General features: G+C 66.2%; 18 protein-coding genes and 2 pseudogenes. 10 read left to right on the top strand and 10 right to left on the bottom strand.

Annotated features, from left to right (window positions below; genetic code table 11):
• Positions 1 to 10 precede the first annotated feature (10 nt).
• Positions 11 to 220, top strand: coding sequence for a hypothetical protein (locus OZ10_RS15160; RefSeq protein WP_139051337.1), 210 nt, complete (start codon positions 11 to 13; stop codon positions 218 to 220).
• Between the two features lie 490 nt (positions 221 to 710).
• A complete protein-coding gene (locus tag OZ10_RS15165) occupies positions 711 to 1,028 on the top strand; it encodes a hypothetical protein (RefSeq protein ID WP_039411184.1) in 318 nt (105 codons plus the stop codon).
• Positions 1,029 to 1,094: 66 nt separating this feature from the next.
• Here the strand turns inward: OZ10_RS15165 and OZ10_RS15170 are convergent, their stop codons facing one another.
• Both OZ10_RS15170 and OZ10_RS15175 read right to left on the bottom strand, forming a co-directional pair.
• Positions 1,095 to 1,982 (bottom strand): DUF1932 domain-containing protein, encoded by an 888-nt coding sequence (locus tag OZ10_RS15170; protein ID WP_039411183.1) that lies wholly within the window; start codon positions 1,980 to 1,982, stop codon positions 1,095 to 1,097.
• Between the two features lie 388 nt (positions 1,983 to 2,370).
• The gene (locus OZ10_RS15175) at positions 2,371 to 3,960 is read right to left on the bottom strand and encodes an SDR family NAD(P)-dependent oxidoreductase (protein WP_039565716.1); all 1,590 of its coding nucleotides are present in this window, start codon (positions 3,958 to 3,960) and stop codon (positions 2,371 to 2,373) included.
• 364 nt (positions 3,961 to 4,324) lie between these two features.
• Between OZ10_RS15175 and OZ10_RS15180 the strand changes: the two genes are divergently transcribed.
• Complete coding sequence (locus OZ10_RS15180; protein ID WP_039565742.1) at positions 4,325 to 5,299, top strand: glutathione S-transferase family protein; 975 nt, start codon at positions 4,325 to 4,327, stop codon at positions 5,297 to 5,299.
• 198 nt (positions 5,300 to 5,497) lie between these two features.
• Here OZ10_RS15180 and OZ10_RS15185 read toward each other — a convergent pair whose 3' ends face one another.
• The 3 genes and pseudogenes from OZ10_RS15185 to OZ10_RS15195 form a co-directional block, all read right to left on the bottom strand.
• The gene (locus OZ10_RS15185; RefSeq protein WP_039411179.1) at positions 5,498 to 5,959 is read right to left on the bottom strand and encodes a DUF4126 family protein; all 462 of its coding nucleotides are present in this window, start codon (positions 5,957 to 5,959) and stop codon (positions 5,498 to 5,500) included.
• A 299-nt stretch (positions 5,960 to 6,258) separates the two neighbouring features.
• Positions 6,259 to 6,588 (bottom strand): annotated as a pseudogene (locus OZ10_RS15190) (alpha/beta hydrolase-fold protein); the annotation flags it as partial.
• Positions 6,589 to 6,648: 60 nt separating this feature from the next.
• Positions 6,649 to 7,269 carry a YiiX/YebB-like N1pC/P60 family cysteine hydrolase gene (locus OZ10_RS15195; RefSeq protein ID WP_039565717.1) on the bottom strand — a complete coding sequence of 207 codons (621 nt, stop codon included), beginning with the start codon at positions 7,267 to 7,269 and terminating at the stop codon, positions 6,649 to 6,651.
• 209 nt (positions 7,270 to 7,478) lie between these two features.
• Here OZ10_RS15195 and OZ10_RS15200 point away from each other — a divergent pair, with 209 nt between their 5' ends.
• Positions 7,479 to 7,814 carry a DUF3817 domain-containing protein gene (locus OZ10_RS15200; RefSeq protein WP_068835694.1) on the top strand — a complete coding sequence of 112 codons (336 nt, stop codon included), beginning with the start codon at positions 7,479 to 7,481 and terminating at the stop codon, positions 7,812 to 7,814.
• A 204-nt stretch (positions 7,815 to 8,018) separates the two neighbouring features.
• On the top strand, positions 8,019 to 9,980 hold the full coding sequence (locus OZ10_RS15205; protein WP_202903022.1) for a S9 family peptidase: 1,962 nt from the start codon (positions 8,019 to 8,021) through the stop codon (positions 9,978 to 9,980).
• A 265-nt stretch (positions 9,981 to 10,245) separates the two neighbouring features.
• On the opposite strand, the gene OZ10_RS15210 is transcribed toward OZ10_RS15205, so the two are convergent.
• Positions 10,246 to 12,570, bottom strand: coding sequence for a S9 family peptidase (locus OZ10_RS15210; RefSeq protein ID WP_039565719.1), 2,325 nt, complete (start codon positions 12,568 to 12,570; stop codon positions 10,246 to 10,248).
• A 351-nt stretch (positions 12,571 to 12,921) separates the two neighbouring features.
• A complete protein-coding gene (locus OZ10_RS15215) occupies positions 12,922 to 14,013 on the bottom strand; it encodes a DUF1615 domain-containing protein (RefSeq protein ID WP_039565720.1) in 1,092 nt (363 codons plus the stop codon).
• Between the two features lie 650 nt (positions 14,014 to 14,663).
• Here OZ10_RS15215 and OZ10_RS15220 point away from each other — a divergent pair.
• From OZ10_RS15220 to OZ10_RS15230, 3 genes are all read left to right on the top strand, one after another.
• Positions 14,664 to 16,493, top strand: a complete 1,830-nt coding sequence (locus OZ10_RS15220) for a GGDEF domain-containing protein (protein ID WP_052210047.1) — start codon at positions 14,664 to 14,666, stop codon at positions 16,491 to 16,493.
• Positions 16,494 to 16,608: 115 nt separating this feature from the next.
• Complete coding sequence (locus OZ10_RS15225; RefSeq protein ID WP_039565722.1) at positions 16,609 to 17,088, top strand: Rrf2 family transcriptional regulator; 480 nt, start codon at positions 16,609 to 16,611, stop codon at positions 17,086 to 17,088.
• Positions 17,089 to 17,322: 234 nt separating this feature from the next.
• Positions 17,323 to 18,222, top strand: a complete 900-nt coding sequence (locus tag OZ10_RS15230) for an NAD(P)/FAD-dependent oxidoreductase (protein ID WP_039411165.1) — start codon at positions 17,323 to 17,325, stop codon at positions 18,220 to 18,222.
• A 51-nt stretch (positions 18,223 to 18,273) separates the two neighbouring features.
• Here the strand turns inward: OZ10_RS15230 and OZ10_RS15235 are convergent, their stop codons facing one another.
• Both OZ10_RS15235 and OZ10_RS15240 read right to left on the bottom strand, forming a co-directional pair.
• Complete coding sequence (locus tag OZ10_RS15235) at positions 18,274 to 18,819, bottom strand: hypothetical protein (RefSeq protein ID WP_039565744.1); 546 nt, start codon at positions 18,817 to 18,819, stop codon at positions 18,274 to 18,276.
• A 378-nt stretch (positions 18,820 to 19,197) separates the two neighbouring features.
• Positions 19,198 to 20,064 carry a class I SAM-dependent methyltransferase gene (locus tag OZ10_RS15240; RefSeq protein WP_052210048.1) on the bottom strand — a complete coding sequence of 289 codons (867 nt, stop codon included), beginning with the start codon at positions 20,062 to 20,064 and terminating at the stop codon, positions 19,198 to 19,200.
• A 347-nt stretch (positions 20,065 to 20,411) separates the two neighbouring features.
• Here OZ10_RS15240 and OZ10_RS15245 point away from each other — a divergent pair, with 347 nt between their 5' ends.
• Positions 20,412 to 21,287, top strand: a complete 876-nt coding sequence (locus tag OZ10_RS15245) for a DMT family transporter (RefSeq protein WP_039410735.1) — start codon at positions 20,412 to 20,414, stop codon at positions 21,285 to 21,287.
• 106 nt (positions 21,288 to 21,393) lie between these two features.
• Here OZ10_RS15245 and OZ10_RS15250 read toward each other — a convergent pair.
• A pseudogene (locus tag OZ10_RS15250) lies at positions 21,394 to 22,161 on the bottom strand (transporter substrate-binding domain-containing protein).
• Positions 22,162 to 22,440: 279 nt separating this feature from the next.
• On the opposite strand from OZ10_RS15250, the gene OZ10_RS15255 reads away from it, so the two are divergent.
• Positions 22,441 to 22,656 carry a hypothetical protein gene (locus tag OZ10_RS15255; RefSeq protein WP_039565723.1) on the top strand — a complete coding sequence of 72 codons (216 nt, stop codon included), beginning with the start codon at positions 22,441 to 22,443 and terminating at the stop codon, positions 22,654 to 22,656.
• Positions 22,657 to 22,920 lie beyond the last annotated feature (264 nt).

Genomic DNA, 22,920 nt, shown 5'->3' on the forward strand with positions numbered 1-22,920 from the left:
AACACGACCGTTGTGCACGTGGTTGCAACAATTGAGCTCGCTTGGCCGCACGGCGACGCCGGAGCAGCTGGAGCAGGGGCAACGGGCCGCCCTCCACCAAGCGGGTGCGTTGGCCGGGACATTGATTGACCAGGGTGGATCGTCGCTGCTGGCGCTGTGCGATTGCGCCGCGAACCGTCTGCTGCGCGCGCAGCGCGGCAACGCGAGCCGCGTGCGTTGACGGATGAGTGACCGTTTCATGCCCCCCAGGGCACGGGAAGCCTTGCAGGCGTGCGCTGGCGCAGGCGCCCTATCGCCGGATAGGGCAACCAGCCGACGGCGTCTGGAATCAGCTGCCCGGGCGGCGGACGCCGGACGGCATCGCAGCGTGACAATGTGCCGAGACGCGCCGACCTAGTGCAGGTGCGTGAAAACCCAGCAGGCGCCACTCAGCAGCGTGACGTAGCCAGTGACAAGTGCCGCATGGATGGCACGTTGATGCGTTCTGATCAGCTGCATGCTTCCCCTCGCACACAAACATCTGCTGTTGGAATGCCGGCTCTGGATGTGCTCCGCATCCCACGAGATGAGCGGCCCATGGCCTCGTGTCCGACAGCGTGATGTTGGTGTGAAGGTGGGCGCCAATCCAATAGAAAATTTCTATCCCTCGATTCCGGAACGAACCCGCCGGCTCACAGGGTCTCGACTCGCCATTTCCGATCATTGCGCGCATGAATAGTGGTAACCAGATCACAGCGCGAACCGTGACTGTCGCGCCCGGCGACACGGGGCGCGCCGGCAGCAAGATCACCGTCGAGTTGTCTGCCCATCCCGACCCGCGGTGGCAGGCGTGCTTCCAGTTCGTGGTGCAAGGCCGCGACGGGTTCTTCATGGAAGCCAGGCCGGTGTTCGACCGCGGCAGCTTCGAGGGGATGGTGCCGCCCGCGCACGTGGATGGGTTTCGTCAGGAACTCAATGACGTCATCGCAGCGGCCAATGTGCTTGCACGTGCGCAGGCCAACAAGGACGCGCCGCCTCGACGCCGCTGAGCCTGGCGGGTGCAGGGGGATGTGCGAGGGCAAGCGGTCAGCTGCGATGATGCGCCCCCCACTGCGTCACCGCTGGCCTAGCGCCGCGGAGACTCGATCCAACCGCTCACTCAGTACCTCACGACCGGCATCGAGCGCGGTGTTGCCGATCCGCTGCTGCCACGCGGCAGTCGCCGATGCCATCTCGGCAGGCAGGCCCAGGGCGGCCACGGTGGCGGCAACCTCATGCATCTCTGCCGCGCGGCGGACGCCGTGCACCATCATGCGCTCCAGGTTGTAGCTGGCCTGCTCGCCCCACTCGCGTTGTGGTGAAGACGCATTGAGCGATGCGATGACCTGGTCTTCGACACCTGCACGCCGGGCGGCGATGAAGCATTCGGCGCACAGCGCCTCGATGCCCTTGACCATCACCGAGCGCAGCATCTTGATGGACGACGCCTGGCCCACGAGGTCGCCAGCGATCTCGGGCCGCATGCCCAGCGCCTGCAGCATGGTCAGTGCGGCAGGCGCATGCGGGCCGCTCACCAGCAGCGGTACGTGGTGCCGTTGCGGCAGCACCGGGGCCATGACCGCAACGTCGACATAGCGGCCGCCGGCCGCTTCGATCACGGCCGCTGCCGCCTGTTTGGTGCCGGGTGCACACGAGTTGCAGTCCAGCCAGAGCGCTGCCTTGCGCAGGGCGGGCGCTGCTGCGTGTGCTGCCGCTTGTGCACAGTCGGCAGTGACCAGGCTGAAGACGATATCTGCCTGTTCCACTGCGGCTGCGGCGCTTTCGCAGCCCACCACGGCATGGTCGAGGTAGCGCGCATGCATGGCAGGTTGCGTCTCGGGGTGGTCGCTCTTGATGTCGTAGGCCGTGATCCGGCGCTGGCCATCGAGTGCCCAACCCTCGTGGAATGCGCATGCGGCTTCGCCGAAGCCGATAAAGGCGAGTGCGCCGTACGATGCTGACATGCAGGAGCTCCTGTGCCGCGGGTGGTCGATCGGGCGGGTGTGGGTTGTCTGATGCAACGCTAAGAGGTGCCGTCAAGCCGGACTGTCTTGGGTTGGATGGAGTGGCCCACTCATGCGTTGCCTCGTTGATGCAACTTCAAACGCGCCCGGGGCTCGGCGACGCGTTGCAGGCCTCCACCCTGACCTCATGCGTCTTGTACGTTAGGGCCGGCGATGCGAGGGAGGACAGTTCAACATGCATGCCGAACCGGCACGGGGCCGAGCGCGAACCGACGCGTGCTTCCGCGAATCAATGCAACGCCACGTGAGGCTGCGCACGCACTGGCCGGTGCGTGTGTGCGGAGCCGGCATCGCATCGCGATGCGGTGCGCCGGTGCGGCCTGATCCATCACCAATCCGTCGGCGCGTAATCCTTCAGGAACTGGCCCCACACGTGCTCGCCGGTATTGAAGCCGTGGATGATCGGGTCGACGATGCGGGCGGCGCCGTCGACGATGTCCAGCGGCGGATGGAAGCGTTCCTGCTGGACCTTGAGCGCGGCAATGTCGGCCGGATCTTCGTCGGTGACCCAGCCGGTGTCGACGCTGTTCATGTGGATGCCGTCGTTCTGATAATCGGCCGCCGAGGTGCGCGTCATCATGTTCAACGCGGCCTTGGCCATGTTGGTATGCGGGTGGCGCGTGGTCTTGAAGTTGCGGTAGAACTGGCCTTCCATCGCCGAGACGTTGACGATGTGCTTGTCGCGTTCGGGCGTGCGCAGCATCAGGGGCTTCAGGCGCGCGTTGATGATGAACGGCGCGATGGCGTTGACCAGTTGCGTTTCCAGCAGCTCCACCGAGGGCACTTCGGCCATCAGCAGGCGCCAGGAGTTGCGCCCGCGCAGGTCCACCTGCTGCAGGTCCTGGTCCAGCCGGCCTTCGGGGAACAGGTGTTCCTGACCCACCAGCTCGTCGTCCAGCAGCGCGATCTGCGACAGCTCTGCAGCGCGGGTGAGGCCGTCTGCATCGTCGAGGCCGCGCCCATGCACGGCCGGCAGCGCGGTGGCCGATGCGTCGCGCAGCAATTCGGGCGTGCGCAGGCCTTCGTAATGGCCAACGAGTTGTTGCACCGTCTCCGGCAGGTCATGCAGGGCGGCGGTTTCATTGGCCATCATGTGCGCATAGAACTGCGGTGGGCGGCGCACCGTCTGGCAGGCATTGTTGATGATGAAATCCAGCCGCTCGCGGGTGGCCAGCAATTGGCTGCAGAAGGCTTCCACGCTGGGCGTGTGGCGCAGATCCAGGCCAAAGACCTGCAGGCGGTGGCCCCACTGCGCGAAATCCGGTTCTTCCGCATAACGCGCGGCCGAATCGCGCGGAAAACGCGTGGTGACGATCAATTCCGCGCCGGCACGCAGCAGCTTCAATCCGGCCTGATAACCGATCTTCACCCGCCCACCGGTGAGCAGCGCCACGCGCCCGCGCAGGTCGGCGGTTTCGGTGCGCTTGAAGAAATTGAGCTCGGCGCAGGCCGGGCACATCTGGTCGTAGAAGTGATGCAGCTGGGTGAACTTCTGCTTGCACACATAGCAGTGCCGCAGCTCCGGCGAGTGCAGCTGCTCCGGTGCCTCGGCGGCGTTCTCGCCGTTGTGTGCGTCGTGCAGGCCGGCGGCATGCGGCGGAAAGTAGTTCGGCGTGCTGAACACCGGTTTGCGCCGCAGTGCGCGGATGCCGCGTTGTTCCAGCAGCGCTTCGGCCTTGCGCACCTTTTCCTGATGCCGCTCGCGTTCGCGCTGCTTGAGCAGCTGCCGTCGCGCCTTGGGCTCGGGGTGATAGACCTTGGCGACCACCTGATGCAGGCGCACGCGATCGGCCTCGGGCAAGGTGTCGAGCACACTGCGGTCGGCCTCGATGGCCTCCAGCAGATCCAGCGCCGCGCGCAGGCGGTCGGTCAGGGGCAGGTCGTCGTTGGCGGGCAGGGGCGGAGCGTTGGTGTTCAAGGCAGATCCGGAAAAGACGTTGGGCATCGGTCGCGTGCCAGGCACGCGTGGAGGAGGCCGCGGCAGGGTGCGGCGAGTGTGCGCGCCGGGCGGCCCCAAGGCGCGATGACGCATTATTTTCACCGATCCGGGCAGGTTGGCGCCAATGCCGCGGGCCGGGTGGCCAGCTACCTACCTACGACGATGCGTGACCGGCAACCGAGCGGCTGCCCAGGCGCTGCTCGCGCCCGCCGCGGATGTGTGCAGGCCCGTCTCCGCTGCCTTTGCCTAGCGGCAAGCGGTGCGGTGTGGATGGCGTAGCGCTCACGCACCCTCCAGTGCTGCTGGGCTAGGGTGGCCGCTCATGCTGTGGCGGGAGAACACGATGGGCCTGTTGGTCGATGGCAAGTGGCAAGACCGGTGGTACGACACCGACAAGAGCGATGGGCGATTCGAGCGTTCTCAATCGCAGTTTCGCAACTGGGTGACACGCGACGGGTCGGCCGGGCCGCATGGCGAAGGCGGGTTCAAGGCGGCCGCGGGCCGCTACCACCTGTATGTGTCGCTGGCCTGCCCCTGGGCGCATCGCACGCTGATCTTTCGTCGGCTGAAGGGGCTGGAACCACTGATCGATGTGTCGGTGGTGCACTGGCTGATGGGTGAGCAGGGCTGGACCTTCGACCCTGGTCCGGGTGTGGTGGCCGATTCGGTCAACCATGCCACGCGCTTGTACGAGGTGTATCTGAAGGCCGACCCGCGCTACTCCGGCCGCGTGACGGTGCCGGTGCTCTGGGACCGTGAGCGCGGCACGGTGGTGAGCAATGAATCGGCCGACATCATCCGCATGTTCAATAGCGCCTTCGACGACGTGGGTGCCCGCGCGGGCGACTACTTCCCTGCGCACCTGCGTGAGCAGATCGACGCGGTCAACGCACGCGTGTACGACACCGTCAACAACGGAGTTTACAAGGCGGGCTTTGCGACCACCCAACACGCCTACGAAGAGGCCGTGACGCCACTGTTCGCCTCACTGGACTGGCTTGAGGCGCGCCTTGGCCAGCAGCGCTATCTATGCGGCGACACCCTGACCGAAGCGGACTGGCGCCTGTTCACCACCTTGGTGCGGTTCGATGCCGTGTATGTGGGGCACTTCAAATGCAATCTGAAAAGGATTGCCGATTACCCGCAGTTGTCCGGCTTCCTGCGCGAGCTGTACCAGCTGCCGGGAATCGCCGAGACGGTGAATTTCCAGCATATCAAGGGCCACTATTACCAAAGCCACGGCATGATCAATCCGACCGGAATCGTGCCGATGGGGCCGCTGCTGGATCTGGATGCACCCCACGGGCGTGGCGGTTGAAGTGCAGGGCGTTTCAGGCAGCCTATGTGCCCGATTGCAGCTTGGCGATGGAATGTGCAGCAATGGTGGAACGCAGTGGCCCAGGCGCCCGAAGCACCCGCCTAACGCCAGGCGGGGTACTGCAGCACGGCCGTGCTGCGGCCACGGTGCAGAAGTTGAACCATGGTGCAGCACTGCATGCAGGCACGTCAGCGGGAATTAGCGCTTTGCGGCGTCCCGGATGATCAAGGTGGCCGCGCCCACCGAGATGGCGTCTTCGACAATGCCGGTGCTGGTCTGGCCGTAGCGTTCGATGGCGCGTATGCGGGCGTTGAAGGTGAGATAGGCAGCGGCGACCGCGGTGGTTGCACCGAGCAGGGCGGCAATGCCACGTTGCTCGCGCGGCGCCAACGCAGTGCCGACGATGACGCCGGTGGCGATGCGGGCGATCATTCCGGGGAGCACGATGCGGTCCGGGGCAGTCTTCATCTTGTCGCCCGCCAGCTCACCGCCGGCCAGCGCCAGCATGCCGGCCGAGGCGACAGGGTTGGCAAGCAACGACGGGGCGCCATTGTCAGCAGGAAGCTTGCCGGTGCGGGCGGCATTGGCCACTGCTGCCAGCGGCGTCATCGAGCGCATGCCGGCGACGGCGCTCATCAGGATGGAATGAATCAAAGCCATGTGCACCTCTGCCTGTGGTCGACGAGCGCAAACCAACGGCACTGCGAACGTCACGCTGTTGTGGATCGCTACACACTAGGGCCGGGCATGTGTGGGCATTGGCAAGACGTTGTGCACGCCGCGCATCGGTCGCGCCCGTATGCCGGTGCTTGCTGTTCGCCACGTGCCGCCGGGTGGTGCGTAGGTCATGTGGCGCGCAGCCTCTGCAGCTGCCGCCACAGCGAACGGATCAATAACGCCTGCGAGATGCGGGCGTTACCCCATTGCCTGGCGAACTGACCGCGGCGCCATGCCAGCCGCACGACCGTGTCGTAGTTCTTGTGGTAACGCACCTGTTCGTACTCGCCGACATCCAGGTAAACCTGCGCGGGGAGATCAGTGTGGGTGGTGGCGTAGGCAGCTTCACGCTGCGCCATGACATGCGCGCCGTACCAGTACGACGGGCTGCCCAGGATGTAGCCGGAAAACATCTGCGGTGTGCTCAGCAGGATCTCGGTTCCGAGCAGGCCACCATACGAATAGCCCAGATACAGGCGCCGCTCTTCGTCAGTGGGGTAGTGCTGCGCGGTGAAGGGCAACACCTGGTCACGCAGATACGCGACATACGCCGCGCTCTTGCCGTGCCCGGCGTCTGAGACCAGCGCGACGCGCCGCTCACCGGCTGCGTCTCGACACCTTGATCGCGCATCTCAGTTCAATTGCCCGACCACGGCGAGCGCTGGTGCGCGCGCCATATCGTTCGGGTTGCTGCCGGGTACGTCCTGCGGAACCTGCATGCCGCGGCTGCGGTAGAAATCGGTCCAGTATGGCGAGATCCTGCCGGTCTGCAGGTTCTTGAAGTTCATCGGCTGCAGCGCAAACACATGGTGTGCCCGGAACGCGCGCTCGATGAAGTCCGAGCAGTAATAGCTGTCTTCGTTCGGCACATAGGTGTCGTTGTAGGGTTTGCCGAGCATGCGACGCGCCTGGGCGACGGCGTCTGCAATGGCAGGGCGATGCTCCGGCGTGAGGCGATACACGATGATCTGCCGGTGCTTGGTGGTCGCCTCGTCGATGAACGTGTGCAGCGACTGCTGGCGCGAGCCCTGTTCGTCGGCGTGCAGGACGATCTGCGTGTTCCCTTCGTGCGCGACCAGTGCCACATGGTCGAAGCTGGGCGCGCCCGGTCTTGCGGTTGCATCGTCGATCGCACCACTGAGGCCGGTACGTGCGGCGGTGACGAACAGCAGGTCGCCCTCGTGGACGCGCAGGGCTGATGCCGTGACGGGCAGCAAGGCGAACAGGAGTGAGAGCAGCAGGGCGAAACGCATGGTGCGGGCCTGAGGGCAATAAGACCTGCATTATTGCCTGGACGGGCAACTGGTGCGTTGCTGCAGCCAGATGCACTGCAGGAGTGGGCTCGGACCTCGGCAGCGGTGCATTGGCACCCGCTGCGGTCACCACCTGTAAACTCGGTGGGCCAGCGGGCGTCGCCGCCGCCATCGCGTCGCGGCAATCCCTGTGTCCACTGGAGTGTTGCATGCGTTCTGCTGCTGCGTTGTCGTCGATGGGTCGGCTGTTTGCGGTTGCCGCGTTCATTGAGGGCGTGACCTGGGCCGGCTTGTTGCTGGGCATGTGGCTCAAGTACGGCACACAGACCACCGAGGTGGTGGTGTGGCTGTTCGGTCGCCTGCACGGTGTGGCCTTCCTGTTCTACCTGGCGGTGAGCGTGCTGGCCGCGCTGCGGCTGCGCTGGCCGTGGTGGGCCTGGGTGCTGAGCCTGCTGGCCGCAGTGCCGCCGCTGGTGACGGTGCCAGTGGAGATGTGGTTCCGGCGTATCGGATTGCTGGGGCAACGACGAGTTGCCGTGCGCTGACGCATCGGCTTGCGTGCGTGACACCACCCAGCGTCAATCCGGCATTGGTGTACGGCTCGCGTAGCGACCCTGACGCGGGGCTGCGCTGCGCGTTGGTTGCGCACCTGCCACAGAGGGCATCGAGAGCGACGCGTTGCCTGGGCATGGACGCCACCGCATGCCTTTGCCACCATGGCGGCCTCAAGGACAGATCGTGGAGGCGCTATGCGGTGTTGGGTGATGGGGGCGGTGTGTACGTTGGCGCTGGTCGTGGCGTCGCCGGGGCAGGCGCAGCAGGCAGTGGACCTGACGCCGTATCTCAAGCATGACAGGTTCGAACGGATCAAGATCTCGCCGTCGGGCGCGTACTTCGCGCTGACGATGCCGCTGGAAGATCGCACCGTGTTGGGGATCGTGCGGCGCGAGGACAAAGTGGCCACCGCCAAGGTCACTGGTGGCGTCAACAGCGTGGTGGACGATTTCTGGTGGACCAGCGACGAGCGCATCGTGGTATCGATAGCGCAGCGGCTGGGCTCGCGCGACGAACCGGTGGCCATCGGCCAGCTGCACGCCATCGATGCCGACGGCAAGAACGGTCGCCTGCTGGCCAGCCCTTATGGCACCAATCCGGACATCAACGGCGCCCAGCTGAAGATGGACCTGGACCCGGCGACCTTCATGCTGGATACCTTGCCGGGCGACCCGCGCAACATCCTGGTGTCCACGGTTCCGTTCGTGGGCGACCCAAGCATCCGCATCGACAAACTGGATACCCAGACCGGCCGACGCAGTACCGTGGCCACATCGCCGGTTCGCCGCGCGGGCTTTGTGACCGACCAGCAGGGGCGCATCCGCTTCGCCAATGGTTCGGACCTCAGCAATGTCAGCAAGTTGTATTACCGCGATGACGATACTGCGCCGTGGCGGCTGATCAACGATTCCGCCAGCAGCAAGCATCGCGAGTTTCCGCTGGGCTTCTCGGCCGATGGCAGCCGTGCGTATCTGCAGGTGGAACAGTCCAGCGGTCCGGATACGCTGGTGGCCTGGGACCCGGCGACTGGCACTGCAACGCCGGTGCTGCACGACGACACCGTCGACCCGTACCGGATCCTGCGCGACCTGGATGGCGCCACGCCGATCGGCGCGTCGTACATGAGCGACCGCGTCCGTAATCGCTTCTTTGACGAAGCCTCGCCCACTGCCAGGCTCTATCGCAGCCTTGAAAAGGCGTTCGACGGCAACGCGGTGTATATCACCTCGGCCACTCGTGACCGCCACCTGGTGCTGGTGTATGTGTGGAGCGATCGCAATAACGGCGATTACTATCTGTTCGATACGGTCAGCAAGAAGGCCGACCGGGTGTTCAGTCGCCGCGAGTGGTTTGCACCCGACGGCGTGCCGGCCAGCAAGCAGGTGAGTTTCAAGGCGCGCGATGGGTTGGTCTTGCACGGTTACCTGACCCAGCCACTGCATGCGGCCGCCGGAAAGCCGTTGCCGCTGATCGTGATGCCGCATGGCGGCCCGTTCGGCATCTTCGACGAGTGGCAGTTTGACGACGACACGCAGTTGCTTGCGGCCGCCGGCTACGCCGTGCTGCGCGTCAACTACCGCGGTTCGGCCAATTACGGGTACGCCTTTACCCAGGCCGGCGCCAAGGAGTGGGGCGGGCGCATGCAGGACGATGTCACCGATGCCACCCGGTGGGCGATTGCCGAAGGCATCGCCGATGCGTCGCGCATCTGCATCTACGGCGCCAGTTATGGCGGTTACGCGGCGCTGATGGGCGTTGCCAGGGAGCCTGCGCTCTACCGCTGCGCGGCCGGGTACGTGGGTGTCTACGATCTGGAGATGATGGCACGCGATACCGCACGTTACGCGCGGTGGGCCAAGAACTGGACAGTGGATTGGCTGGGCGCGCGCGACACATTGGCCGCGCGTTCGCCGGTGACGCTGGCGCGGCAGATCAAGGTGCCGGTGTTCCTGGCCGCCGGCGGCAAGGACGAACGTGCGCCAATCGAACACACCAAGGCGATGGAGCGCGCGCTGAAGGGCGCCGGCGTGCCGGTGGAGTCGCTGTACTTCCCCAACGAGGGCCATGGTTTCTACACCGAAGCACACCGCCGGGAGTACTACACGCAGCTGCTGGCCTTTTTGCACAAGCAGCTGGGTGGCGGTACGGCACAGTGAGGTGCTGCCGCACCACCCGCGGCGTGCCTGATGGCATGGTGGCGGGAGTTGCGCTGTCGTCTGGTCGGGTGGATTGCCCGTCTTCGCCAAGAATGCGAGGTGCGCGAGCGGCAGCTGTGGGTGATGCTGATTGCAGCTGGTGCGGTTATCGCCGGTGCATCGCGCGGCCTGGGCCGCTCCTACGAAGGGCGGGGTGCAGCGTGCTTTCGGTAATGCTTGAAGACGCGCCACGCGGCACCGATGGCGGTGCCGCGTAGCGGGGTGGTCACTCCTTCGGCATCGGCTTCATCTGGTACTGCGCCGGTGGTGTGGCGCCGAGCAGGTACTGCACGAAGTAGTCCCAGCGACGGCGGGCGACGTACGGGGTCAGGTCGCCGTAGCCGTGCTTGGCGTTGGGCAGCATCAGCATGTCGAAGTCCTTGTTGGCCTTGATCAGCGCATCGGCCACCAGCAGGGTGAGGTAGGGCGGCACGTTGTCGTCCAGGGTGCCGTGTACCAGCATCAGCCGGCCCTTGAGTTTGCTGGCGTGGTTGGCGTTGGCCTGGTCGTCGTAGTTGGATGTGCCGTCGGCGTTGACGATGTGCTCGCCGTGATACTTCTCGGCCCAGTCGTCTTCGTAGCCGCGGTTGTCGTGGTTGCCGCTTTCCGACCAGGCCACCTTGAAGAAGTCCGGATAGCGCAGCATCGCCGCGGTGGACGCATTGCCGCCGCCGGAATGGCCCCAGATGCCGACGCGGTCCAGATCGATCCATGGATGGCGCTGGCCGAGCTCCTTCAAGCCGGCCACCTGGTCGGGCAGGGTGTTGTCGCCCATGTTGGCGTACCAGGTGTCGTGGAAGGTCTTGGAGCGCCACGGCGTGCCCATGCCGTCGATGGCGACCACGATGAAGCCGAGTTCGGCCAGCGATTGATTGTCGCCGTGGCCGGCCAGGAAGCTGCGGCCGCGCACCGAGCCGGTCTGCGGGCCGGGGTAGACGTAATCGATCACCGGGTATTTGCGCGTCGGGTCGAAGTGGCTGGGCTTGAACATCAGCCCGTACAACGTGGTCTTGCCGTCGCGCGCCTTGACCGTGATCGGTTCCGGCGGCACCCAGCCGGCCGCCTTGAGGCGGGTGATGTCGGCAGTGGCCATCGTACTGACGGTGCGGCCGTCGCCGGCATCGCGCAGCAGGGTGACCGGCGGGGTGACGGAGGTGGAATAGGTGTCGACAAAACGTGCGCCATCCGGTGACAGCGCAATGCTGTGATCGGCTGCTTCGGGGGTGAGCAGTACCGGCTCGCCACCGTCCAGGCTCACTTTCCACAGCTGCTGGTAGTAGGGGTCCACGCCCGGGCTGCGGCCGACGCCGACAAACCAGGCAGTACGGCTCGCCGGGTCCACGCGCAACAGTTTGGTGACGTTGCCCTCGCCGCTGGTGATGGCGCGCTTGGGTTTGCCGGTGGCCAGATCGTAGAGATACAACTGGCCCCAATCGCTGCGCTCGGAAAACCATATCGCTTCGTTGCTGGCTGGCAGATAGGCCCAGTTGGCGGCAACCTGGCCGCTTTCGTAATAGGTCTTGGCGGTTTCCTCAAACGCGGTGCGCACGGCGCCGGTGCCGGCATCGGCGATACGCAGCCAGGTCTGCTTGTGAAAGCGCGAGGTGGAGGCGAACGCCAGCGTCTTGCTGTCCTGCGCCCACTTCACGTCGTCCCACAGGCCGGGCGAGCAACTGACGTCGTCGCACAAGGTGGAGCGGTGCTGATCCGGCGGCAGCTTCAGACGCACCATGCTGCGCGTGGGCACGTCGATGATGACGCGCTCGATCATGGTCACGTCCTTGTCGCCGGCCAGCGGGTATTTCCAGGATTGCAGTTCTGGATGCCCGAGCTTGGTGCTGACCAGATACATGTCGCCGGTCTTGCGTTGGTCCTGCTGGAACGTGGCGATCTTTTGCGAATCCGGCGACCACGCCACGATGGCGTTGTCGCTGTGCTGCCAGCCGGCGTTGTCGGTGGCGTAGCCGAAATTTTCCACGCCATCGCGGGTGAGCTGGGTTTCCTGGCCGCTGGCCAGATCGCGCACCCACAGGTTCCAGTTGCGGATGAAGGCTTCGCTGCGTTTATCCGGCGACAGCACACCTGGTTCGGGTTTGTCCTTTGTGTAGAGCTTGCTGCAGCGCGCCCGTGCATCGCAGACCACGGCGGTATTGCGCACATTGAGGCGGTAACGACCATCGGCGGTGCGCTTGACCACCGGTGCGAAGGTATTGGCCTTGAGCGGTTTGTCGCCGGTCTTCAGCAGCGTGTTGAGCGTAGCGACCAGCGTGGCCTGTTTGAACAGCGGCGCGCTCTTGCCGGTGGCGGTGTCCAGTTGCAGCAGGCGGTTGCCCTTGGCATCGTGATCGACATACACCACGTGCGTGGCGTCCAGCCAATCGATGCGCGTGAGGGCATGGTCGACCAGCGGCTGCGCGGCGTAGTAGATCAACTGCTCGGCACGCGCATAGTCGGCCTCGGTGACGGCAGGCGCCTGCGCGCTGGCGAGGACTGGCAGGGCGGCCAGGGCCACGGCGGCGAACAGGTGCCGCATCGGCAACGGGGTGGGCATGTAGGACTCTCCGGGACGAAAGGAGCGCGCAACGCGGTTGGCGCGACCGCACGATGCTACCCGCTGCCTGCCAGGCGTGCCTCTGCCGGAAGTCTTGCTTCTCATTGAGCGACATCGCATCGCCTGCGCGACGGATCAATGGGCGAGGTACCGAACAGGCAGTGCCGTGATTGCCTCCAGAAACTGCTGACGAGCGACTGCCGGAGCGCGCTGCCGGCATCTGCTGCGGTTCGCCGCAGATGTGCCTGCAGGCAATGCGGGTGTCTGTACAGGGCGCTGCGTCCGGCGGGTGGGTTGCGCTGCGCACCGGCGCAAGGGTGTGCAGGTGCTGCGGCTGATGCACCTGCCCGCTTACTTGCCCATGCAGCGCTTCCAGCGCTCATTCACCCGCTGCGCAAACCAAGCGGTGGTGAGCGTGCGGGTGATCTTGGGGCTGTCCAGGGTGATGCCGGGCAGCACGGCGCGCGGCAAGGGCGCGCCGGCAGTGCGGTCGGCAAGGGCGAACACCTCGCGGTACAGCGAGGTGCCTTCGAACTCCAGCGTGTTGCCAGCCTCCAGGGCGCGACGGATCTGGCGGTCGTTCATTGCCAGCTGGCTGGCGAGTGCGCGTGTGGCACGTTCGGTGCCGCCAGGCGTATCCAGGCTGGCGCCGGGCGTGAGCAGGTCGCCATCCAGTGCCAGCGAGATGCCGCTGGCCTTGCTCAGCGCGGCCTGGAAGGCGGCATTGCGGCTGGCGTACCACCCGGCGTTGAAATCGGCGAAACGGTACAACAGCTTGTCGTAGGTGGCCGGGTACCCAAGCAAATGCTGGGTGCCGAACCACAGCCCGCCACGGCGGCTGAAGACCTCGTGGCGGATCGAGTCGCCGGGCGGGTAGGGGTAGCGCTGCGCGTGTTGTTCGGCGAAGGCGATGCTCACCTGCATCGGCCCGGCGGTGTGCACGGGGTTGAGACCGTCGAACAGGCGCGCGCCCAGCGGCACGCTGCCGGTGAAGTCTTCGAAGACGTGGCTCAGCTCCTGCTCGGTGCGGGCGGCGGCGATACGCGTGGCGTAGCTGCGGCCGTCCGGCGAGGTGATGCGCAGCGCCGCATCGACCATGAAGGCGGGAATGTGGTGCGCGCCGGCGCGGCGATCGATTTCCGCGCGCGAGATCTTGCCCAGGTTGGGCACGGTGGGATTGGCCTGATAGGTGGACTCCTGCTCGGTGACCGCCAGCACCGCGCAGATGTGCTCGGCGCTGGTGTCCAGCGCCTGCGACGACAGCGCCACGTAGACATCGTTGGCCCAGCCGGCACGGTCGGGCAGGTTGGCCGGCAGGCGCCGTGCGATGTCGGCCTTGACCGCCTCCGGCGAGCGTTGCGGTGCGCGCGGCGCCTGGGTGGCGCAGGCCGACAGCAGGGCGATGGCCAGCAGCGTGAGCAGGCGGGGCAGGGGGCAGGTCACGGTGTCTCCAGGATCGATGGCGGCAATCGCCGTGGCGCAGTTTACGTGGCCTGGGTGTGGCGGTTTTCATGGCGCGCGAGGTGCCGCGTGGCGGCCGGCGGCATCGCCGATGTCGATCGTGTCAGCTGGCCGGCAGGACGCACCGCCTGAGCGCACGGCCTGCCGCACCGCACGGCAGCCAACGACAACGGCGATACACCCCCTCGGCTGCGTGCGGACGAGCCGGTGAGTGACCTCGATCTGCGCAGTGAACCCCGGGCACCGTGTCCAGCAGGCCACCCGGTGTGCCACGGCCGGCATGTGCACGCGGGCCGCGCCCAACCGATTCATGCAGCCCGATTCAAGACGTGCGCAACGCAGCCGATAACGGGCTCGACCCCGCTGCGCGCTCACGTGACCTGCCGTGTCTGCCAGTCATCATTGCAGCCGCAAGACATCGAGCGCGCCGTGCAGGCGGCTCACCGGATTCCACCGCTGTCAGACCAAGGGAGTGCCCGAGATGCCGCCGCAAACAGCCAGCCCGGGCCGGGCCACGGGTCTTGCCACGTGTAGTGCCATGGGCGCGCTGCGCATGCGGTCTGGTCCGCAGCGACCGTGAGCACCGGTTGAGCAGGACCGCGACCGCCTGGCGAGGTGTGCTCACCGCGTGCATGGTGCTGTTGTTCAGTGCACCGGCCTGGGCGCAGCCGCAGCCGTGGAAGACCATCGAATCGGCCACGCTCGACGACCCGATGCAGGCCCTGCAGATCGCCCGGCAGGCGCTGCAGCGGGCGCGCGCCGATGGCGACAGCGATGCGCAGTTCTGGGCGCAGCTGGCGCAGGCCCGGGTGCTGATCTCCCTGGAAGACACCGACGCGCGACAGGCGGCGCTGGCGCAGGCGCGTGGCCTGCTGGACCAACTGCACGGCAACGCCGCGCAGGCGCGGCTGTGGCTGGAGATCGTGCAGGCGCTCAGCGACGTACGCGAAAATCCCAATCGCGGCATGGTGGCGCGGTTGAATGCATTGCGGCAGCAGGCGCGCGCGCTGGGGCGCAGCGATCTGGTGTGCGAAGTCGAAGCCGTGGACATGTGGAGCATGCTGGCTTCCGGCAGCAGCGACGAGGCCTGGAGCGCCGCGCAGACCAGCTACCAGTGCGCCGTGCGCGAACATCAGCTGGGTCTGGAAATGGACGGGCTGACCCAGCTCGGGTCGTTGGCCAGCCGCGTGGCCGGCCGGGTTGCCGACGACACCGACGCGCAGGATTACCTGCAGCGTGCCCTGGCGCGCCTGCAGGGCCAGCCGGCGCGCTTCCAGCGCAGCCTGATCGAATACGAATACGGTACCTCGCTGGCGCAACAGCAGCCGGCAGCGGCGTTGCTGCATTTCCGGCGCGCGCTGGCGCTCAGCCGCGAGCTGGGCGATCAGGCCGGCGTGGCGGCGGCGCTGACCAGCGCCAGCGAGGCATTGATCGACACCGGCGATGCCGCGGCGGCGCTGAGCATGGCGCGCGAGGCGCTGCCCGTGATGCAGTCCCAGGGCAATGTCGGCCGGGTCGCCGCGTGCCACACGGTGCTGCTGCGGGCATTGATCGCGCTGAAGTCCGCCAGCCTGGGCAGCGCAATCATCGCGGCCAGGGACGCGGACGACCCGAACCTGACCCTGAGCCGGCGTGCAGAGCTGGTCGAGGCCATCGCCCAGGCACTGGCGGCCGAAGGCCGGCATGCCGAGGCATACCAGGAGCTGCAGCGTGCCAACGCACTGCGCGCGCAGAGCCTGGAGCGCCAGCGCGACACGGTGATGCTGCGCCTGCAGGCGCGTTACGAAGATGCGCGCCGCGAGGCGGAAAACGCCGAGTTGCGCCGCCGCAGCGAAACCGCGCAGCTGGCATTGCAGGCGCGCGAAGCCGGCCAGCGCGCGCTGTGGATCGCGTTGTGCGCGGCCTGCCTGCTGTTGCTTGGGGCGCTGGTGGTGCTGGCCTTCGGGGCGCGGCATCGCCGGCAGCTGTCGCGCCTGGCCATGCGCGACGAACTCACCGGCCTGCCCAATCGCCGCGCCATCCGCGCCGAAGCGCAACAGCAGATCGAGCAGGCGTTGCGTGCGCACACCCCGTGCATGCTGGCCTTGATCGACCTGGACCACTTCAAGCTGATCAACGATGTGCACGGGCACGCCATCGGCGATGCGGTGCTCAAGGCGCTGGCCAGCGCGTCGACCCTGGCACTGCGTGCGCAGGACCGCCTGGGCAGGCTGGGTGGCGAAGAATTCCTGCTGGTGCTGCCGGGCTGCAGGCCGGATGAAATTCCGGCCGTGTTTGCGCGCTTGCGCAATGCGGTGGCCGCGATCGAGATCCCCGGTCTGCCGGCAGAGCAGCCGGTGCGCTTCTGCATGGGGGCGGTGAGCGTGGCCCCGGCCACCGGGCTGGATGTGCTGCTCGGTCAGGCCGATCTGGCGCTGTATGCCGCCAAGACGGCCGGGCGCGATCAATGGGCGGTGTGCTGAACCAGCAGCGCTCAGCCGGCAGCACGCTGCGACAACCGCAGGGCGCTGCGGCACAATCGCGAGCTGACGAGGGCATGTCGTTCCTCTGAATCAACCAGACCAAGCCTGAGACCGCGTGCGAACCGATAGCCGCCTTTCCCGCATGTTGCATGTGCTGCTGCACATGGCCAGACGCGAGCAACCGATGACCTCCGAGCAGATCGCCAGCATGCTGGCGACCAACGCGGTGGTGGTGCGCCGGACCATGGCCGGGCTGCGCAGTGCCGGCTACGTGCAATCGAGCAAGGGGCACCACGGAGGGTGGCAGATCGCCTGCGATCTGACGCAGGTGACGTTGCTGGACGTGCATCGCGCGGTCGGCGGGCCGCATTTGTTTGCAATCGGCGCCGATCATCCCAACCCGCAGTGCGGCGTGGAGCGTGTCGTCAATGCGGCGATTGCCGATGCGCTGGCCGACGCGGAAGCATTGCTGCTTCGCCGTCTGGGAACGGTGACCCTGGCCGCGTTGGCCAGCGAGTTCGATGCGCTGTGCAGCGCCGGCACGCCGCCTGCCGGCACGGGTGCAGGCAGGCGCCGGCAGGCGCCGCAGCAGTGAGCAAGGAGCGCCACGCACATTGATCGCGCGGCCGGCAGGCGGGCGCAACCGGTGCTCGAGCCGGCGTGACACGCGTGGACCGCACTGCTGCTGCGCCGTCCCCCCCTGACGGGGGCGTGCTGAAGGGTGTTGCAGCTCCAAGGCGTTTTCCGGTTGCGTGACCGAGGGTTGTCTTGTCATCTTTTCATGTAACATCGAAAAGTACATCAATTCATGCGACGACCCGGAGCGACCATGCACCACGACGTACTCATCATTGGCGGCAGCTATGCGGGGCTGTCGGCCGCACTGCAGCTGGCACGCGCGCGGCGCACCGTTTTGCTGGTGGACAGCGGCCAGCGGCGCAATCGGTTCGCCACAACCTCTCACGGCTTTCTGGGCCGCGATGGCGCATCGCCTGCGCAGATTGCCGATGAAGCCCGCACGCAGGTGCTGGCCTATCCAAGCGTGCAGTGGGCCGGTGGCGAGGTGGTGCAGCTGCGCGGCCAGGCCGATGCATTCGAGGCCACGCTTGCCGACGGCAGCGTCCACGTCGCGCGTCGGCTGATTCTGGCAATGGGCATGGTCGACCGCCTGCCTGCGCTTGCAGGCCTGGCCGAGCGTTGGGGCAGGCAGGTGTTTGTCTGCCCGTACTGCCATGGTTACGAGCTGCAGCAAGGCCGCATCGGTGTGGTGGCCACATCGGCGTTTGCCGTGCACCAGGCCAGCATGCTGCCGGATTGGGGCGCCACCCGCTTGTTCTTGAACGACACCTTGGTGCTGGACGAGGCGCAACACGCGCAACTTCAGGCACGCGGCGTTGCGCTGGTGACGGGTGCGGTTGCAGGGCTGCAAGGCGAGGGCGACGCGCTGGCCGTGGTGCTGCACGACGGCCAGGCATTTGCGCTGGACGGCGTGTTCATCACCCCACAGACTCAGATCAGCCCGTTGGTGGCAGCGCTAGGATGCGGCACAAGCGAGGGACCATTGGGCCACTACCTCGCAGTCGACGCATTACAGGCCACCACGGTGCCGGGCGTGTTTGCCTGTGGCGATATCGCAAGCCCCGCGGCATCGGTGGCGTTTGCGGTTGCCAGCGGCGCCATGGCCGGTGCCGCAACCCATCGCACCTTGATGTTCGGCCTGGGACACTGATGGCAGCGTTGTGCATCGGTCGCCTGCGCAGGCGACCGATTGCTGCACTGCCTACTGCCGGGCTTCCCGCAGTGGAATCTTGTGCGCGGTGGAATAGGCGCGCTGGGCGGTATTCAAGGCTTGCATGTCAGTGTTGAGTCGGGTGGAGACGGTCTCCAGGTCCTGCGCCAGCGGCGCCAGCTCGGTGTTTGTGTAGCCATTGGGCAGCGCGGCAACGCGTTCCAGTGCCGCCATCATTGCATCGGCGCTGCGGAGATAGGCCGTCAGCTTGCTGTCCAGGTCCTTGGCGTCGTCCGGCACGCCCGAGGCCATGGCGGTGTTGGCCTGCGCGTTGGCGGCCAGGGCCTTGCGCCGGCTACCCAGTTCGGTCTTGTAGCCTTGCAGCGGCTTGAGCGCCACGGCATCGGAGATCAGGCTCTGCCCACGGTCACCGGCAACCCACGGATCGATGATGCTCACCGCGCCATTCCACACCGAGATGTTGTGCAGCAGGTAGTCGCTCGACGAAAGTCTGGAAGCGCCGCCGGTGGCGCTGCCACTGCGGGACGCCAGCAGCAGGCTGAGAGAGACAAGCAGAAAGGTAGCGAACGTTTTCAACGAGAGATCCTTGGTGCGACGCTGTTGCCATGACATGGCACATCAGCAGGAACTCAAGGAAGCGTCCGGGCAATCGCCGTTGCGCGGTTGCAGGCCATCTTCCTTGAGGCGAAAGCAGCGTGGAGCGATCCATGCACCCGACCGGGTGTGCTGCCCGGCCAGTATAGCGGCGACCTGCGCACACCTTGCAGCGACAGGCCTGTGGCGGTGTGTTGCATCGTGGTCTGCGCGTCTGCGTTCTGGACGCCGGCAGACGTGCAGAGCGTTGCCGCCAACCTCGCCAGGCGTCAAATGAAGCGGGATTCGCGCATGCAACGTCCGTGTCGAGGACGGTGCAGTATCGAAAATCCTCCTGCGCCGCCGCGGGCGAAGGTGCGGCTAGCGCCGGGCCGGCAACGTCGCGAGTACGCCATCCAGCGCCAACTGCGCACTGAACCCGGCCTTGGTCAGGCGCTTGCTCACTTCATTGGGCACATCGCGCCCGCTGGTGAGCTTGTTGGGCGCGCCGGTGTAGTGGAACAGCCGCCCGCCACGGCGCAGCACGCGCGCCAGCTGGTCGTAGAACACCTGCGAATACAGCTCGCCGGCAATGCCGAAGCGCGGCGGGTCGTGCAGGATGGCATCGACCGAATCGTCGGCCAGCGTGGCGATCTGCTGTGCGACATCGGCATGCACCAGCTGCAGCCGCCCGCCGGCAGCGGCAGCCTCCGGGTCCGGCGACCATGGGTTGAGCGTGCGCAGCCACAGCACGTCGGCGTTCTTTTCGAACGAGCGCACCTGCGCAACGCCGTCTTCCAGCGCGCAGGCTGCGAAGTAGCCCAGGCCGCCACAGGTGTCCAGCACGCTCTTGCCGCGCGGGTTCACCAACGCCACCTTGCGGCGCGCATCCTCGAATGGTGAGAGTTGTGCCGACGGCAGCATCTTGATGCCGTCGATCTCGAAGGTGGGCGCGCCCCATTGGGTAGGCACCAGCTTGATCAGCGCGCTGCCGAAGCGCGAGATCGGCGCGAAATCGTCGCCGTCCCAGAAATAGAGCGTGCGGTCCTTGAGCTTGCCCGGATACGGGTAGCCCCGGCCGCGCCATTGCCAGGTCTGCGCATCCAGCTGCGCGGTCCCGGTGCTGCGGCCCAGATCCAGCGACCCCGTCCACGCGACGCGGCCGGCGCCACGCGCGGCCAGCAAGGCCTGGGCATCGGAAAGGGCGAGCAAGGGTCCGGAATAGTGGGGCACGGCTGGCAGGAACATGGAGGGCGGGCGCTGCGCGAGGCGGCGCAGAGGGCTGGCATCGTAACCGACCTGATGCTTCCGGGCATCGGCCCGGCAAATTGGCGAGGACGGCCAGCGTGAGAGAGACCACCACCTGCAGCCCGCCGGATCGCTGCGGTGCTGGCACGTGCCGGCCCGGGAGTGCACCGCTGCTGCGCAGTACGCTGCACGACTGCTGCCAATGCGTGTCCGGCCGCGCCCGGCCGAACGCGCAGCGAGCGCTGCGTGGTGCTTGCCGCGGTTCCGCTGACACATCCCGCACCGCATACTGCGGGCCGTCCGTATCGATACCCGCATCGATCGGCGTCAACCGTGGAGTATCGGCAATGCTGAAGGGTGTGTTGTTGGGGTTCGCCTGTTACGCGGCCTATTCGATCAGCGATGCGTTCGTGAAGCTGCTCGAAGGCACCTTGCCGGTCTACGAGGTGTTGTTTCTCGGTGCCCTGCTGATGCTGCTGGCAGTGCCTTTCCTGAAGAAGCCCGACGACCAGCTGCGCGAGCTGGTGATGGCAAAACAGCCTGCACTGTGGCTGCTACGCGCCTTCACCGGGGCCATCGGCAACCTCACTTCGGTGATCGCCTTCACCACCTTGCCGATGGCCGAAGCCTTTGCGTTGATCTTCCTGATGCCGATCTTCGTCACCGTGCTGTCGGTGATCTTCCTCAAGGAACAGGTGCATTGGCGGCGGTGGTCGGCGGTGATCGTCGGCTTCATCGGCGTGCTGATCGTGCTGCGGCCGGGCTTTCGCCATCTCACCCATGGGCATGTGGCAGCGATCGTGTGCGGCCTGGTCGGCGCCATCTCGGTGATCACCTTGCGCATGGCCGGACATAGCGAAAAGCGCCTGACCTTGTATGGCGCCGGCGTGATCGGCCCATTGGTGATGGGCGGGATCATGATGTTGCCGAGCTTTGTGTGGCCCACGTTGTACCAGTGGGGGCTGCTGGCCGGTTACGGCCTGCTGGCCGGGCTGGCCGCCATCTGCATGATGTACGCCACGCGGCTGGCACCGGTCAGCGTGGTTGCGCCTACGCAATACAGCCAGATGCTATGGGCGATCGCCTTCGGCTACCTGCTGTTTCACGATCATCTGGACTGGCCGATGGGCGTGGGTATCGCGCTGATCCTGGGCGCCGGCCTGTTCACCCTGGTGCGCGAGGAGCAGGTGTCCAGGTGGTGGCGGCGGACCAAGATCGTTTGAGGGCGGGGATTGGGATTGGGGATTCGGGATTCGTAAGAGCACTGCCAAAGGCGTCGGATCCACTGCTGTTCCGATTCCCGATTCCCTATTCCCTATTCCCTATTCCCTATTCCCGCCAGGCGGCAACGATGCGCCCATACTCGCCGCTGGCCTTGCTCAGATGCAGCCACTGATCGACATAGGCCTTCCAGGTTTGGTCGTCGCGCGGTAGCAGGAAGGCCTTTTCGCTGTATTGCAGCGGCTGTTTGGGGGCGATGGCGCACAGGCCCGGCAGCCGGGCCTGCTGGTACAGCGCTTCGGAGGCATCGGTGATCATCACGTCGGCGCGCCGATGCAGCAGTTCGTGGAAGATGGTGGTGTTGTCGGCAAACAGGCGCAGTTGCGCGCGTGGCAGGTCGCGCCGCGCAAAGGCTTCATTGGTGCCACCGGGCGGCTCGATCACGCGGACCTCGGGGCGATTGAGTTGCTCGATGGTGCGGTATCGCTTGCGGTCTGCACACCGCACGAGCGGGATCTTGCCGTCCACGTCCAGCACTGCGCTGAAGCTTGCCTGGCGCTGCCGTTGCAAGGTCACCGAAATCCCGCCCACCGCGATATCGCAGCGATCGGCCAGCAGGTCGGGCAGGAGTGCCGGCTAGCTGGTCTGCACGAATTGCACGCGCACCTGCAGGCTGTCGGCCAGCGACTGCACCAGCGCAATATCGCTGCCCTCGAAGCGGCCATCGGCGCGCAGCAGCGAGTACGGCCGATAGTCGCCGGTGGTGCAGACGCGCAGCACACCGGCCTGCAGTACCGCATCCAGGCGGGACGTGGGCGTGGCCGCCTGCGTGCTGCCGATGGTCATCAGCACGGCGAGAAGGACGCAGTGGTGCATGGCGTTGCCTCGGAGGTGAGTGCCCATGATAGCGGTGGCACGACCGGTGAGGCCGGTGTGCTGCGGAGCTTTGGTCGCCGTCCGCTGTGCAGCGGTGACCTGCAGCACCGGCAGTCATCGTCGATGAAAGGGGGAATGCGCTGCGGCTTGCGTGGTGCAGGAACACTGCGCTGTGCGGGACGCGTCAACAAGGCGTCACGAACGTCACCAGCCGGCTCACAGCCCGGTAGCACCGTGCGGCCTAGCGTTGTCGCTACCGTCAACCGTAAGGAGTCAGACATGCATCTCAATCTACGCACCGCGCGGCCGATGACCTCGTTCGCGGCAGGTCTGTCGGTCCACGGCACACCGGATCCGGATACCAACGAGGAGCAGACTCCTCTGGAAGAGCAGCCGCCGCAGAAAGGCGGCCTGCGCGATGAAGTTGGCGACCTTGAACAGGATGACGACCAGGCGCTGCCGGGACGTGTGGGGGGTGGGTTGGCTGGTGGTTGATGGATTGGTGGTGCTTGAGTAGTGCGCGCGGTGTGGATGTATGGCATGCGTTGAATGTGCGGTTTCAGCTCTAGTGCATTGCATTGCTTTGGAGCGCGCATGCTTTGAATGAATGCTATGAGATGTGCCAGCGTGATCGAGGCTGCGTAATGTGCGTGACCAATTTGGCCGCCGTACCCTCACCCCAACCCTTCTCCCGGTGGGAGAAGGGCTTTTGCATTGCGGTCTGCACAGTGTTGGCGATGGTTGGCCGGAGTGCCATTC

Source organism: Xanthomonas cannabis pv. cannabis, from assembly GCF_000802365.1.
Lineage (GTDB): Bacteria > Pseudomonadota > Gammaproteobacteria > Xanthomonadales > Xanthomonadaceae > Xanthomonas > Xanthomonas cannabis.